The organism is Pseudomonas sp. ZL2, assembly GCF_054788455.1.
On record NZ_JBGOGX010000023.1, the window covers coordinates 1 to 13,210 of the forward strand.

The 13,210-nt window shown below is 61.9% G+C and carries 11 protein-coding genes; all 11 read left to right on the forward strand.

The window, feature by feature from the left end:
- Nucleotides 1–144: 144 nt before the first annotated feature.
- The 11 genes from ABM562_RS16575 (at nt 145) to nuoI (ending at nt 13,207) form a co-directional block, all read left to right on the forward strand.
- Entirely contained in the window at nt 145–879 is a 735-nt protein-coding gene (locus tag ABM562_RS16575) for a secretin N-terminal domain-containing protein (RefSeq protein WP_240047875.1), read from the forward strand.
- A gap of 489 nt (nt 880–1,368) precedes the next feature.
- Nucleotides 1,369–2,694, forward strand: coding sequence for an isocitrate lyase (gene aceA, locus ABM562_RS16580; protein ID WP_115087766.1), 1,326 nt, complete (start codon nt 1,369–1,371; stop codon nt 2,692–2,694).
- Between the two features lie 247 nt (nt 2,695–2,941).
- Nucleotides 2,942–3,604: a lysoplasmalogenase gene (locus ABM562_RS16585; RefSeq protein WP_460422651.1), complete on the forward strand. Its 663-nt coding sequence runs from the start codon at nt 2,942–2,944 to the stop codon at nt 3,602–3,604.
- A gap of 358 nt (nt 3,605–3,962) precedes the next feature.
- Nucleotides 3,963–4,376, forward strand: a complete 414-nt coding sequence (locus ABM562_RS16590) for an NADH-quinone oxidoreductase subunit A (protein ID WP_010220397.1) — start codon at nt 3,963–3,965, stop codon at nt 4,374–4,376.
- 10 nt (nt 4,377–4,386) lie between these two features.
- Nucleotides 4,387–5,064 carry an NADH-quinone oxidoreductase subunit B gene (locus ABM562_RS16595; protein ID WP_010220398.1) on the forward strand — a complete coding sequence of 226 codons (678 nt, stop codon included), beginning with the start codon at nt 4,387–4,389 and terminating at the stop codon, nt 5,062–5,064.
- Nucleotides 5,065–5,142: 78 nt separating this feature from the next.
- A complete protein-coding gene (gene nuoC / locus ABM562_RS16600; RefSeq protein ID WP_134063341.1) occupies nt 5,143–6,924 on the forward strand; it encodes an NADH-quinone oxidoreductase subunit C/D in 1,782 nt (593 codons plus the stop codon).
- Nucleotides 6,925–6,926: 2 nt separating this feature from the next.
- Nucleotides 6,927–7,424, forward strand: a complete 498-nt coding sequence (gene nuoE, locus ABM562_RS16605) for an NADH-quinone oxidoreductase subunit NuoE (protein WP_115087769.1) — start codon at nt 6,927–6,929, stop codon at nt 7,422–7,424.
- Nucleotides 7,421–8,794, forward strand: coding sequence for an NADH-quinone oxidoreductase subunit NuoF (nuoF, locus tag ABM562_RS16610; protein ID WP_115087770.1), 1,374 nt, complete (start codon nt 7,421–7,423; stop codon nt 8,792–8,794). Before nuoE ends, nuoF begins: the two co-directional genes overlap by 4 nt.
- A 134-nt stretch (nt 8,795–8,928) precedes the next feature.
- Complete coding sequence (gene nuoG, locus ABM562_RS16615; protein ID WP_134063343.1) at nt 8,929–11,643, forward strand: NADH-quinone oxidoreductase subunit NuoG; 2,715 nt, start codon at nt 8,929–8,931, stop codon at nt 11,641–11,643.
- Nucleotides 11,640–12,647, forward strand: coding sequence for an NADH-quinone oxidoreductase subunit NuoH (gene nuoH / locus ABM562_RS16620; RefSeq protein WP_038996049.1), 1,008 nt, complete (start codon nt 11,640–11,642; stop codon nt 12,645–12,647). The genes nuoG and nuoH overlap by 4 nt, the downstream gene beginning before the upstream one ends.
- A gap of 11 nt (nt 12,648–12,658) precedes the next feature.
- Complete coding sequence (nuoI, locus tag ABM562_RS16625; RefSeq protein ID WP_009400993.1) at nt 12,659–13,207, forward strand: NADH-quinone oxidoreductase subunit NuoI; 549 nt, start codon at nt 12,659–12,661, stop codon at nt 13,205–13,207.
- Nucleotides 13,208–13,210: the final 3 nt, after the last annotated feature.

A 13,210-nucleotide genomic window follows, 5' to 3' on the forward strand; every position in this document is an offset into this window, starting at 1 on the left:
TCACTTCTGATTCTATTCCTACCTCAAGACACAAGCCGGCGTTGCCGGCGATGGGCTGCGAAGCAGTCCTCAGCCTGACAACCTCGCTCCCATAACTGCTACAAATTTGCCATCATGTCCACTCCACCCGCGGAGATCATGGACATGCCGCTACGCCCCCTTCTCGCCTCCCTGCTTCTGTCGTTCAGCCTGAGTACGCTGGCCGCCACCGAAGTCCTGCCGCTGAGCCACCGCACCAGCGCTGAAATCCTCCCCACCGCGCAAGCCTTCATCGGCAAGGACGGCAGCGTCAGTGCCTTTGAAAACAAACTGATCGTCAACGCCGAGCCCGAACGCATCGACGACCTGCGCACCCTGCTGCAGCAACTGGACACCGCGCCGCGTAAACTGCTGATCAGCGTCGACAACAACGACAGCAACTTCCAGGACAACCGCGGCAATGCCCGGGTCATTCGCTACGGCACTGCCAACCGCGAAGGCGGCCTGCAACAGGTGCAAGCCAGCGAAGGCAGCCCGGCGCTGATCCAGGTCGGGCAGAGCATCCCGATCACCAGCACCAGTACCGATGGCTATGGCCGGGTGCAAAGTGACACCGAATACCGCAACGTCACCCAGGGCTTTTACGTCACCGCCAGTGTCACTGGCGACACCGTGCACCTAAACATCAGTACCAACAATGACCGGATGAGCCAGGAACGTCCTGATGTAGTGAAGGTGCAAAGTACCGACACAAAAGTCACCGGCAAGCTCGGTGAGTGGATCACCTTGGCAGGGGTCAACCAGCAGAGTCAGTCCGAACGCAGCGCTTCGGCCCTCAGTTACAGCACCCAGCGCGGTGAAAACATGACATTGCGGGTAAAAGTCGATGCTTTGGACTGAACCCAGACAAATCAAGGCCTCGACCAAAGGCCTCGAAACTGACTGATGAGTCGTATTAGACCAAAGATGTAGTGGCGATAAAAAACCACTACAAAACATTTGACGACCCCGAAACGTCGAGGCATGATGGCCCCGCTCCCGCTGATCAGAGGCCCTGGCAAGGGCTTTCGAGCCGCGCTCTAACTCACCCACCTGAGCCGGCTCGTGTCTGTACCGCCCACAAGGCAGTTTGACGAGATTGCGACTGGAACGAAGTTGTCCCGAGGGACGGAAGCGCATCAAAAGGTACCCGGCAGCACTGTTCATTGCAGTTCGGCAACCACGAGCCACCCTGCAGCGAAAACCTCGCCCACCTGCTCACTTCCCCTCTTCGAGCCCCATCGTTCGACCGTCGCATATTTCGCCCATACTGACCTTTGCCTGGCTTCTGATCTGCGCAGCAGAGAGCGAGAATTTTTACCCAAGACCGATGCGACGAGGTTTATTTCCATGGCACTGACACGCGAACAGCAAATTGCAGCCCTCGAAAAAGACTGGGCCGAGAACCCGCGCTGGAAAGGCGTGACCCGTACCTACACCGCCGCTGATGTCGTTCGTCTGCGTGGCTCGATCCAGCCTGAGCACACCCTGGCCCATCTGGGTGCCGAGAAGCTGTGGAAGCTGGTCACCCAGGGCGCACACCCGTCCTTCCGTCCAGAGAAAGATTTCGTCAACTGCATGGGCGCCCTGACCGGCGGCCAGGCCGTACAACAGGTCAAAGCCGGTATCCAGGCCATCTACCTGTCCGGCTGGCAAGTGGCTGCCGACAACAACTCGGCCGAGTCCATGTACCCAGACCAGTCGCTGTACCCGGTGGACTCGGTCCCAACCGTGGTCAAGCGCATCAACAACTCGTTCCGTCGCGCCGACCAGATCCAGTGGAAAGCCGGCAAGAACCCAGGCGACGAAGGCTACGTCGACTACTTCGCACCGATCGTGGCTGACGCCGAAGCCGGTTTCGGCGGCGTCCTCAACGCCTACGAGCTGATGAAGAACATGATCGAAGCAGGCGCCGCCGGCGTTCACTTCGAAGACCAGCTGGCCTCGGTGAAAAAATGCGGCCACATGGGCGGCAAGGTACTGGTTCCGACCCAGGAAGCCGTACAGAAGCTGACCGCTGCCCGTCTGGCGGCTGACGTTGCCGGCGTACCGACCATTATCCTGGCCCGTACCGACGCCAACGCCGCTGACCTTTTGACCAGCGACTGCGACCCGTACGACCAGCCATTCGTGATTGGCGAGCGCACCCAGGAAGGCTTCTACAAGGTTCGTGCAGGCCTGGATCAAGCCATCGCCCGCGGCCTGGCTTACGCGCCATACGCCGACCTGATCTGGTGTGAAACCGCCAAGCCGGACCTGGACGAAGCTCGCCGCTTTGCCGAAGCGATCAAGAAGGAATACCCGGACCAGATCCTGTCCTACAACTGCTCGCCTTCCTTCAACTGGAAGAAGAACCTGGACGACGCAACCATCGCCAAGTTCCAGCGCGAACTGTCGGCCATGGGCTACAAGCACCAGTTCATCACCCTGGCGGGTATCCACAACATGTGGCACGGCATGTTCAACCTGGCGCACGACTACGCCCGCAACGACATGACCGCCTACGTGAAGCTGCAAGAGCAAGAATTCGCTGACGCGTCGAAAGGCTACACCTTCGTCGCCCACCAGCAGGAAGTCGGTACCGGCTACTTCGACGACATGACCACTGTTATCCAGGGTGGCAAGTCTTCGGTGACCGCTCTGACCGGCTCGACCGAAGAAGAGCAGTTCCACTGATCACGGATCGGTTGCTGAGATTCGGGTAACACGCAAAACCCGGGGCCTGTGATGGGGCCCCGGGTTTTGTTTTTTTATCAGGATGTGGTGGTGCCGCCATCGCTGGCAAGCCAGCTCCCACCGGGCACGGTGCATGCAGTACCTGTGGGAGCTGGCTTGCCAGCGATAGGCCCCCAGCAAATGCACAGGGCTTCCTTATTAATTGCCATTGGCTATGCTAGGTGCACAACAACACCAAGGATCGGCCATGCCCCGCCCTGTCACCCTGCTCTGCCTGGCCCTGCTGGGTGCAGCCTTCTATCTATATGCACTGGCCAGCAGCAACGCGCTGCTGGGCCTGGCGGTCAAACCGATCCCGGTGCTGGCGCTGATCTGCTGGCTGAGTAGCGCCGAGCCCACCGCCTACCGGCGCTGGATCATCATTGGCCTAGGTTTCTCACTGCTCGGCGACATACTCCTGGCCGTGCCTGGCGATCTGTTCGTGTTTGGCCTGGCGGCCTTTCTCTGCGCGCACCTGGCCTACCTGCGCGGCTACCTGGGCGAGGACCGCCAACTGGCGCCCGCTGCACTGCTGGGCTCGGCGATTGTCGGTGCGGCGCTGCTGGGCCTGCTGATCAGTTCCGGCCTGGGTGAATTGCTGATTCCGGTCACCGTGTATGCCCTGGCCATCAGCGCCATGCTCTGGCGCGCCCTGGCCTGCGGCGGCCTCGCGGCACTGGGCGCGGTTGCTTTCGTGTTTTCCGACAGCCTGATCGGTATCGACCGCTTCGTCAGCCCGTTTGGCGCCGCCCAGTACCTGATCATCCTCGCCTACTGGCTGGGCCAGTGGGCCATCGCCGCCTCGGCCTACACCAGGCAATCGACAAAAGCCTTGATCCAGAGCGCGGCGAGGCAAGAAAAAACAGGTTAAAACACAGGGTGTGGAAACTTGCAGGTGACGGCTATGTTGCACAACTTTGTAGTTGACTCGAACAGTAGGACTAATCGCACAACCTCAAATGATATTAATTATCATTACGAAGTTGCTGATTCATTACGCGTTGCAAGAAACATAATTAACAGAACCCGGGGCAATCCCCGGTCTACGTGGCCTGCAGCCTGTTACGAAAGATTTTTGTTCTTAATCTTACGAATAAATTTGCTGCAGAAATTTTACTTGCACCGGGTTTACCCATAAAATCAGCGCGATAGATTCCGCTGCGACATATCGTCACTGCTCTACTTCTTTTCAAGCCGCAGAGACTGGTCTCTGTATAAGGATTTTCAGCATGCCCGATTCGACAGGACTCATCGCCCACAACTGGGGCTTTGCCATTTTCCTTTTGGGTGTCGTAGGCCTGTGTGCCTTCATGCTCGGCCTGTCCGCCCTGCTCGGCAGCAAGGCCTGGGGCCGCAGCAAGAACGAGCCCTTCGAGTCCGGCATGCTGCCCACTGGCGGCGCCCGCTTGCGTCTGTCAGCCAAATTCTATCTGGTCGCGATGCTGTTCGTGATCTTCGATATCGAAGCCCTCTTTCTCTTTGCATGGTCTGTGTCCGTCCGCGAAAGCGGCTGGACCGGATTCGTCGAAGCACTCGTTTTCATAGCAATTCTGTTGGCAGGTCTTGTCTACCTATGGCGCGTCGGAGCACTTGACTGGGCTCCCGAAGGTCGTCGCAAGCGGCAAGCGAAGCTGAAACAATGAGGCTTTGGCAATGCAATACAATCTCACCAGAATCGACCCGGATGCTCCCAACGAGCAATATCCAATCGGAGAACGGGAAACCGTCTCCGATTCGCTGCTAGAGGACCAGGTCCACAAGAACATCTTCATGGGCAAACTTGAAGATGTGCTCAGTGGCGCGGTCAACTGGGGGCGTAAGAACTCCCTGTGGCCGTACAACTTCGGCCTCTCCTGCTGCTACGTGGAAATGACCACGGCCTTCACGGCGCCCCACGACATCGCCCGCTTCGGCGCCGAAGTCATCCGGGCATCGCCGCGTCAGGCCGACTTCATGGTCATCGCCGGCACCTGCTTCATCAAGATGGCGCCGATCATCCAGCGCCTGTACGAGCAGATGCTCGAGCCCAAGTGGGTCATCTCCATGGGTTCGTGCGCCAACTCCGGTGGCATGTACGACATTTACTCGGTCGTTCAGGGGGTCGACAAGTTCCTCCCCGTGGATGTCTACGTGCCTGGCTGCCCGCCACGCCCTGAAGCCTTCCTGCAAGGCCTGATGCTGTTGCAGGAGTCGATTGGCCAGGAGCGTCGCCCTCTTTCCTGGGTTGTCGGTGATCAAGGCATTTACCGTGCCGAGATGCCGTCGCAGAAAGAGCAACGCCGTGAACAGCGCATCCAGGTCACCAACCTGCGCAGCCCCGACGAAGTCTGATCCAGCGACCTGTTGCCTGCGCATGCGCGACAGGCAGCCTGGCTTCATTCTCTACGTTGACCGAAAGCGACCGAGACCATGACAGCGGACACCGCTATTTATATCCCGCCTTACAAGGCTGACGACCAGGATGTGGTCGTCGAACTGAACAACAAATTCGGCCCCGAAGCGTTCGTCGCCCAGGAAACCCGCACCGGCATGCCGGTGCTTTGGGTTACCCGCGAAAAACTCAAGGACGTGCTGGGTTTCCTGCGCCATGTCGCCAAGCCGTACAGCATGCTCTACGACCTGCATGGCGTCGACGAGCGCCTGCGCACCCAGCGCCGCGGCCTGCCGGGCGCAGACTTCAGCGTGTTCTACCACCTGCTCTCGGTGGAGCGGAACAGCGACGTGATGATCAAGGTGGCCCTCAGCGAAGGCGACCTGAACCTGCCCACCGTCACCGGTATCTGGCCCAACGCCAACTGGTACGAGCGTGAAGTCTGGGACATGTTCGGCATCGACTTTGCCGGCCACCCGCACCTGACCCGGATCATGATGCCGCCGACCTGGGAAGGTCACCCGCTGCGCAAGGACTACCCTGCCCGCGCCACCGAATTCGATCCGTACAGCCTGACCCTGGCCAAGCAGCAACTCGAGGAAGAAGCCGCGCGCTTCAACCCTGAGGCCTGGGGCATGAAACGCCAGGGCACCAACGAGGACTACATGTTCCTCAACCTGGGCCCGAACCACCCTTCGGCCCACGGTGCCTTCCGTATCGTCCTGCAGCTGGACGGCGAAGAGATCGTCGACTGCGTCCCGGACATCGGCTACCACCACCGTGGCGCCGAGAAAATGGCCGAGCGTCAGTCCTGGCACAGCTTCATCCCCTACACCGACCGTATCGACTACCTCGGCGGGGTGATGAACAACCTGCCGTACGTACTGGCGGTGGAGAAGCTGGCCGGCATCCAGGTGCCGCAGAAGGTCGACGTGATCCGCATCATGCTCGCCGAGTTCTTCCGCATCACCAGCCACCTGCTGTTCCTGGGGACCTACATCCAGGACGTCGGCGCCATGACCCCGGTGTTCTTCACCTTCACCGACCGTCAGCGCGCCTACACCGTGATCGAAGCCATCACCGGCTTCCGTCTGCACCCGGCCTGGTACCGCATCGGTGGTGTTGCCCACGACCTGCCGCGCGGCTGGGAAAAACTGGTGAAGGACTTCGTCGACTGGCTGCCAAAGCGCCTCGACGAGTACACCAAGGCCGCCCTGCAGAACAGCATCCTCAAGGGCCGGACCATCGGCGTTGCCCAGTACAACACCAAAGAGGCCCTGGAATGGGGCGTCACCGGTGCTGGCCTGCGTTCCACCGGTCTTGACTTCGACCTGCGCAAAGCCCGCCCTTACTCCGGCTACGAGAACTTCGAGTTCGAAGTGCCGCTGGCCCACAACGGCGATGCCTACGATCGCTGCATGGTCCGTGTCGAGGAGATGCGCCAGAGTATCCGCATCATCGACCAGTGCCTGCGCAACATGCCGGAAGGCCCGTACAAGGCGGATCACCCGCTGACCACGCCGCCGCCGAAAGAGCGCACCCTGCAGCACATCGAAACCCTGATCACTCACTTCCTGCAGGTTTCGTGGGGCCCGGTCATGCCGGCCAACGAATCCTTCCAGATGATCGAGGCGACCAAGGGCATCAACAGTTACTACCTGACGAGCGACGGCGGCACCATGAGCTACCGCACCCGGATCCGTACCCCGAGCTACCCGCACCTGCAGCAGATCCCTTCGGTGATCCGCGGCAGCATGGTCGCGGACCTCATTGCGTACCTGGGCAGTATCGACTTCGTTATGGCTGACGTGGACCGCTAAGCATGAACAGCACGCTTATCCAAACCGATCGTTTCGCCCTGAGCGAAACCGAGCGCTCGGCCATCGAGCACGAGATGCATCACTACGAGGACCCGCGCGCGGCGTCCATCGAAGCCCTGAAGATCGTCCAGAAGGAACGCGGCTGGGTGCCGGACGGCGCCATCTACGCCATCGGCGAAGTGCTCGGCATTCCTGCCAGCGACGTCGAAGGCGTGGCCACCTTCTATAGTCAGATCTTCCGTCAGCCGGTTGGCCGGCACATCATCCGCGTCTGCGACAGCATGGTCTGCTACATCGGCGGCCACGAGTCGGTGGTCAGCCAGATCCAGACCGAACTGGGCATCGGCCTGGGCCAGACCACCGCAGACGGGCGCTTCACCCTGCTGCCTGTGTGCTGCCTGGGTAACTGCGACAAGGCCCCGGCGCTGATGATCGACGACGACACCTTTGGCGACGTGCAGCCTGCTGGCGTCTCCAAGCTGCTGGAGGGTTACGTATGACCATCACTTCCTTCGGCCCGGCCAACCGCATTGCGCGCTCGGCTGAAACCCATCCGCTGACCTGGCGCCTGCGTGACGACGGCGAGCCGGTCTGGCTCGACGAGTACCAGGCCAAGGACGGCTACGCCGCCGCCCGCAAGGCCCTGGCGCAGATGTCCCAGGACGATATCGTCCAGACCGTGAAAGATTCCGGCCTCAAGGGCCGTGGCGGTGCGGGTTTCCCGACCGGCGTCAAATGGGGCCTGATGCCCAAAGACGAATCCATGAACATCCGCTACCTGCTGTGCAACGCGGACGAAATGGAGCCCAACACCTGGAAAGACCGCATGCTGATGGAGCAACAGCCCCATCTGCTGATCGAAGGCATGCTGATCAGCGCCCGCGCGCTGAAAGCCTACCGCGGCTACATCTTCCTGCGTGGCGAATACACCACCGCAGCGCGCAACCTCAACCGTGCGGTCGAGGAAGCCAAGGCTGCAGGCCTTTTGGGCAAGAACATCCTCGGCAGCGGCTTCGACTTCGAGCTGTTCGTCCACACCGGTGCCGGGCGCTACATCTGCGGTGAAGAAACCGCACTGATCAACTCCCTCGAAGGCCGCCGCGCCAACCCGCGCTCCAAGCCGCCCTTCCCTGCCGCCGTTGGCGTGTGGGGCAAGCCGACCTGCGTGAACAACGTCGAGACGCTGTGCAACGTGCCGGCCATCGTCGGCAACGGCATCGACTGGTACAAGTCGCTGGCCCGCGAAGGCAGTGAAGACCACGGCACCAAGCTGATGGGCTTCTCCGGCAAGGTCAAGAACCCGGGCCTGTGGGAACTGCCGTTCGGCGTCAGCGCCCGCGAGCTGTTCGAAGACTACGCCGGCGGCATGCGCGATGGCTTCAAGCTCAAGTGCTGGCAGCCAGGCGGCGCCGGTACCGGTTTCCTGCTGCCCGAGCACCTGGATGCGCAAATGTACGCCGGTGGCATCGCCAAGGTCGGCACCCGTATGGGTACCGGCCTGGCCATGGCCGTGGACGACAGCGTCAACATGGTCTCGCTGCTGCGCAACATGGAAGAGTTCTTTGCCCGTGAATCCTGTGGCTTCTGCACCCCGTGCCGCGACGGCCTGCCGTGGAGCGTCAAGCTCCTGCGCGCCCTCGAACAAGGCCAGGGCCAGCAGGGCGACATCGAGACCCTGCTGGGTCTGGTCGGTTTCCTCGGCCCAGGCAAGACCTTCTGTGCACACGCACCGGGCGCCGTTGAGCCGCTGGGTAGCGCGATCAAGTACTTCCGCCCTGAGTTCGAGGCTGGCATCGCCAGCCAGGCACCGGCTGCTGCCGCTGCCGGCCTGCGCCCGGACCTGGCGAAGCCGATCGTCGTCGGCGCATAACGAATAACAACGCGGGCGGTCCGTGCCGCCCGCTTGCCTGCTCAGCTCGCCCGGGGACACCTGTCGCGGGCTGCAGGCACACAGATTTCCATTAGCCACGCCCGCAGACGCGGGCCAACGAAGAACTTTGAACCATGGCCACTATCCACGTAGACGGCAAAGAGCTCGAAGTCAACGGCGCAGACAACCTGTTACAGGCGTGTCTGTCGCTCGGCCTCGACATCCCCTATTTCTGCTGGCACCCGGCGCTCGGTAGCGTCGGTGCCTGCCGCCAGTGTGCGGTCAAGCAGTACACCGACGAGAACGACACCCGTGGTCGCATCGTCATGTCCTGCATGACCCCTGCCACCGATGGCAGCTGGATTTCCATCGAAGACGAAGAAGCCAAGGTATTCCGTGCCAGCGTCGTCGAATGGCTGATGACCAACCACCCGCACGACTGCCCGGTGTGCGAGGAAGGCGGTCACTGCCACCTGCAAGACATGACGGTCATGACCGGCCACAACGAGCGCCGCTACCGTTTCACCAAGCGTACCCACCAGAACCAGGAGCTCGGCCCGTTCATCGCCCACGAGATGAACCGCTGCATCGCCTGCTACCGTTGCGTGCGTTACTACAAGGATTACGCCGGCGGTACCGATCTGGGCGTATTCGGTGCCCACGACAACGTCTACTTCGGTCGCGTTGAAGACGGTACCCTCGAGAGCGAGTTCTCCGGCAACCTCACCGAGGTCTGCCCGACCGGTGTGTTCACCGACAAGACCCACTCCGAGCGCTACAACCGTAAATGGGACATGCAGTTCGCCCCGAGCATCTGCCATGGCTGCTCCAGCGGTTGCAACATCAGCCCGGGTGAGCGTTACGGCGAACTGCGCCGGATCGAGAACCGCTTCAACGGTTCGGTCAACCAGTACTTCCTCTGCGACCGTGGCCGTTTCGGCTATGGCTACGTCAACCGCACCGACCGTCCACGTCAGCCACTGCTGGCCGACGGCACCAAGCTGAGCCTGGATGCCGCCCTGGACAAGGCTGCGGACATGCTGCGCGGGCGCAATATCGTCGGTATCGGCTCGCCGCGCGCCAGCCTCGAAAGCAACTACGGCCTGCGCGAACTGGTCGGTGCCGAGCACTTCTACTCGGGTATGGAAGCCGGTGAGCTGGCCCGCGTACGCCTGGCCCTGCAAGTGCTCAACGACAGCCCGCTGCCGGTCCCGACCCTGCGCGACATGGAAGACCATGACGCGGTGTTCGTACTTGGCGAAGACCTGACCCAGACCGCCGCCCGTGTGGCCCTGGCCCTGCGTCAGTCGGTCAAGGGCAAGGCCGAAGCCATGGCCGATGCCATGCGCGTTCAGCCTTGGCTCGATGCCGCGGTGAAGAACATCGGCCAGCACGCCATGTACCCGCTGTTTATCGCAAGCCTGGCCGAAACCAAGCTCGATGACGTCGCCGAAGAGTGCGTGCACGCAGCGCCGGACGACCTGGCCCGCATCGGTTTCGCCGTGGCCCATGCCATCGACCCGAGCGCCCCTGCCGTCGACGGCCTGGACGCCGAAGCCCTGGCCCTGGCCAAGCGCATCGCCGACGCCCTGGTGGCCGCCAACCGTCCGCTGGTGGTTGCCGGTACCTCGCTGGGTTCCAACGCCCTGATCGAAGCCGCGGCCAACATCGCCAAGGCCCTGAAGCTGCGCGAGAAGAACGGTTCCCTGAGCCTGGTGGTGCCTGAGGCCAACAGCCTCGGCCTGGCCATGCTCGGTGGCGAGTCGATCGATGCCGCGCTGGACGCAGTGATCGAAGGCAAGGCCGACGCCATCGTCGTGATGGAAAACGACCTGTACAGCCGCGTTGCCGCTGCCAAGGTCGACGCTGCCCTGGCCGCTGCCAAAGTCGTAATCGTTGCCGATCACCAGAAGACCGCTACCACCGACCGCGCCCACCTGGTGCTGCCGGCGGCGTCCTTCGCCGAAGGCGACGGTACCCTGGTCAGCCTGGAAGGCCGTGCCCAGCGCTTCTTCCAGGTGTTCGACCCTACCTACCTGGACAGCAGCATCCTGGTTCACGAAGGCTGGCGCTGGATGCACGCCCTGCGTGCCACCCTGCTCAACAAGCCGGTCGACTGGACCCAGCTGGACCACGTCACCAGCGCCTGCGCCGCTGCCGCGCCGCAACTGACCGGCATTGTCAACGCCGCACCGTCCGCTTCGTTCCGCATCAAGGGCATGAAGCTTGCGCGTGAGCCGCTGCGCTACTCCGGCCGTACCGCCATGCGCGCCGACATCAGCGTGCACGAGCCGCGTACCCCGCAAGACAAGGACTCCGCATTCGCCTTCTCCATGGAAGGTTACTCGGGTTCGGCCGAACCGCGCTCGCAAGTGCCGTTCGCCTGGTCGCCGGGCTGGAACTCGCCGCAAGCCTGGAACAAGTTCCAGGACGAGGTCGGTGGTCACCTGCGCGCAGGCGACCCGGGCACCCGCCTGATCGAAACCCAGGGCGACAAGCTGAACTGGTTCGCCAGCGTTCCGGCAGCCTTCGCTCCGGCCCGCGGCACCTGGCAGGCCGTACCGTTCTACCACCTGTTCGGCAGCGAAGAGAACTCTTCGCGCGCAGCGCCGGTGCAGGAGCGCATCCCGCAAGCCTACGTGGCCCTGGCCAAGTCCGAAGCCGACCGCCTGGGTGTCAACGACGGCGCCCTGCTCAGCCTGAACGTGGCAGGCGTGACCCTGCGTCTGCCGCTGCGCATCAATGAAGAACTGGGCGCAGGCCTGGTTGCCCTGCCGAAAGGCCTGGCCGGCATTCCGCCAGCCATCTTCGGTGCATCCGTCGAAGGCCTGCAGGAGGCAGCACAATGACCTGGTTCACCCCTGAAGTGATCGATGTGATCATCACCGTCATCAAGGCCATCGTGGTCTTGCTGGCCGTGGTGGTCTGCGGTGCGCTGCTCAGCTTCGTCGAGCGGCGCCTGCTGGGCTGGTGGCAGGACCGTTACGGTCCGAACCGCGTCGGCCCGTTCGGCATGTTCCAGATCGCAGCCGACATGCTGAAAATGTTCTTCAAGGAAGACTGGAACCCGCCCTTCGTCGACAAGGTGATCTTCACCCTGGCGCCAGTGGTGGCCATGAGCGCCTTGCTGATCGCCTTCGCGATCATCCCGATCACCCCGACCTGGGGTGTCGCGGACCTGAACATCGGCCTGCTGTTCTTCTTCGCCATGGCCGGTCTGTCGGTCTACGCCGTGCTGTTCGCCGGCTGGTCGTCGAACAACAAGTACGCCCTGCTCGGCAGCCTGCGGGCCTCGGCCCAGACCGTGTCGTACGAAGTGTTCATGGGCCTGGCGCTGATGGGCATCGTGGCCCAGGTCGGCTCGTTCAACATGCGCGACATCGTTGACTACCAGGCCCAGAACCTGTGGTTCATCATTCCGCAGTTCTTCGGCTTCTGCACCTTCTTCATCGCTGGCGTCGCCGTGACTCACCGTCACCCGTTCGACCAGCCGGAAGCGGAACAGGAACTGGCCGACGGTTACCACATTGAATATGCCGGCATGAAATGGGGCATGTTCTTCGTCGGTGAGTACATCGGCATCATCCTGATCTCGGCGCTGCTGGTAACCCTGTTCTTCGGCGGCTGGCACGGCCCGTTCGGCATCCTGCCGCAACTGTCGTTCGTCTGGTTCGCCCTGAAGACCGCGTTCTTCATCATGCTGTTCATCCTGCTGCGCGCCTCGATCCCGCGCCCGCGCTATGACCAGGTGATGGACTTCAGCTGGAAGTTCTGCCTGCCGCTGACCCTGATCAATTTGCTGGTGACCGCTGCGCTCGTGTTGCTCAACACGCCAGCTGTTGCGGCCCAGTGAGGATTTGACCCATGTTCAAATATATTGGCGACATCGTTAAGGGCACTGGCACCCAGCTGCGCAGCCTGGTGATGGTGTTCTCTCACGGTTTTCGCAAACGTGACACCCTGCAATACCCGGAAGAGCCGGTCTACCTGCCGCCACGCTACCGTGGCCGCATCGTCCTGACCCGCGACCCGGATGGCGAAGAGCGCTGTGTAGCGTGCAACCTGTGTGCCGTGGCCTGCCCGGTCGGTTGTATCTCGCTGCAGAAAGCCGAAACAGAAGACGGTCGTTGGTACCCGGAGTTCTTCCGCATCAACTTCTCCCGTTGCATTTTCTGTGGCCTCTGCGAGGAAGCCTGCCCGACCACCGCGATCCAGCTCACGCCGGATTTCGAAATGGCCGAGTTCAAACGTCAGGACCTGGTTTACGAGAAAGAAGATCTGCTGATCTCCGGCCCCGGCAAGAACCCTGACTACAACTTCTACCGTGTTGCAGGTATGGCTGTTGCCGGCAAGCCGAAAGGCGCCGCGCAGAACGAAGCCGAGCCGATCAACGTGAAGAGCTTGCTCCCTTAAGGA

Excerpts from the sequence above, each read along its gene's own strand:
- ABM562_RS16575 (WP_240047875.1), top strand. The coding sequence starts at position 145 with ATGCCGCTACGCCCCCTTCTCGCCTCCCTGCTTCTGTCGTTCAGCCTG.
- aceA (WP_115087766.1), top strand. The coding sequence starts at position 1,369 with ATGGCACTGACACGCGAACAGCAAATTGCAGCCCTCGAAAAAGACTGG.
- ABM562_RS16585 (WP_460422651.1), top strand. The coding sequence starts at position 2,942 with ATGCCCCGCCCTGTCACCCTGCTCTGCCTGGCCCTGCTGGGTGCAGCC.
- ABM562_RS16590 (WP_010220397.1), top strand. The coding sequence starts at position 3,963 with ATGCCCGATTCGACAGGACTCATCGCCCACAACTGGGGCTTTGCCATT.
- ABM562_RS16595 (WP_010220398.1), top strand. The coding sequence starts at position 4,387 with ATGCAATACAATCTCACCAGAATCGACCCGGATGCTCCCAACGAGCAA.
- nuoC (WP_134063341.1), top strand. The coding sequence starts at position 5,143 with ATGACAGCGGACACCGCTATTTATATCCCGCCTTACAAGGCTGACGAC.
- nuoE (WP_115087769.1), top strand. The coding sequence starts at position 6,927 with ATGAACAGCACGCTTATCCAAACCGATCGTTTCGCCCTGAGCGAAACC.
- nuoF (WP_115087770.1), top strand. The coding sequence starts at position 7,421 with ATGACCATCACTTCCTTCGGCCCGGCCAACCGCATTGCGCGCTCGGCT.
- nuoG (WP_134063343.1), top strand. The coding sequence starts at position 8,929 with ATGGCCACTATCCACGTAGACGGCAAAGAGCTCGAAGTCAACGGCGCA.
- nuoH (WP_038996049.1), top strand. The coding sequence starts at position 11,640 with ATGACCTGGTTCACCCCTGAAGTGATCGATGTGATCATCACCGTCATC.
- nuoI (WP_009400993.1), top strand. The coding sequence starts at position 12,659 with ATGTTCAAATATATTGGCGACATCGTTAAGGGCACTGGCACCCAGCTG.